Annotated in this window: 1 protein-coding gene; it reads left to right on the top strand. The window is 68.7% G+C overall.

The genetic code is table 11. The features are described 5' to 3' along the window. Nucleotides 1-136: 136 nt before the first annotated feature. Nucleotides 137-1,248 (top strand): IS256 family transposase (locus ACGFMP_RS37220; RefSeq protein ID WP_393678534.1); only part of this gene is annotated, 1,112 nt, incomplete at its 3' end.

The raw sequence follows: 1,248 nt of genomic DNA, 5'->3' as shown, positions 1-1,248 counted from the left end.
GGTTGCGTCCTTGGAAGTGGTGTAGCGGGTTGGACCTGATCCGGGGGTTTGTCCCGGTGTCCGGGTTGGTGCCCGCATAGAGAGACGGCCACCGGCTGATCTTCGAAGTGTCGAAGCCTCGAAGGAGATCAGCACGATGACCGCACCAGACAGTCTGCCCCTGCACGCCCTGACCGAGGACAACCTCGCCGCGGCGAGTCCCGACCTGCTGCGCGCGATGGTCAAGACCTTCACCGACGCGCTCATGTCGGCGGAGGCCGACGCTCTGTGCAACGCCGAGTACGGGCAGGTCAGCGAGGAACGCGTCAACCACCGCAACGGCTACCGCTCACGCGAGTGGGACACCCGCGCGGGAACCGTCGAACTCGCGATCCCCAAACTGCGGACCGGCAGCTACTTCCCGGCCTGGCTGCTGGAACGCCGCCGCCGGGCCGAACAGGCCCTCATCTCCGTGGTCGCCACCGCCTACCTGCTCGGCGTCAGCACGCGCCGGGTGGAGAAACTCGCCCAGTCCCTCGGCGTCACCCAGCTGTCGAAGTCGCAGGTCAGCGCCATGGCCAAGCACCTGGACGAGCAGGTCACAGCGTTCCGAAACCGGCCCTTGGACGCCGGACCATATGCGTTCGTCTGGGTCGACGCCCTGACCCAGAAGGTCCGCGAGGGTGGCCGGATCGTCAATGTCCACGCGCTGGTCGCGGTCGGCGTCAACGCCGACGGGCACCGTGAGATCCTCGGCATCGACGTCGCCACGGCCGAGGACGGCGCCGGCTGGCTGGCGTTCCTGCGATCCCTGACCGCCCGCGGCCTGGGCGGCGTCCAGCTCGTCGTCTCCGACGCCCACACCGGTCTGGTGGCCGCGATCGGTGCGGTCCTGCCCGGTGCGTCCTGGCAGCGCTGCCGAACCCACTACGCGAGGAACCTGCTGTCCCAGGTCCCGAAGTCCGCCCAGCCGTGGGTTGCGACGCTGCTGCGGACGGTCTTCGAGCAGCCCGACACAGACGCCGTGAAAGCTCAAATGCGGCACGTCCTGGACGCCCTGGAAGCCAAGTTCCCCAAGGCCGCCGACCACCTCGACACCGCCCAAGCAGACCTGCTGGCGTTCACCACCTTCCCCCGCGAGATCTGGCGGCAGATCTGGTCCAACAACCCGCAGGAACGGCTGAACAAGGAGATCCGCCGCCGCACCGACGTCGTCGGGATCTTCCCCGACCGCACCGCCCTGATCCGCCTGGTCGGCGCCGTCCTGGC

This window comes from Streptomyces sp. NPDC049040 (genome assembly GCF_043197715.1).
GTDB lineage: Bacteria > Actinomycetota > Actinomycetes > Streptomycetales > Streptomycetaceae > Actinacidiphila.
This window is presented reverse-complemented; position numbering and strand designations above follow the sequence as displayed.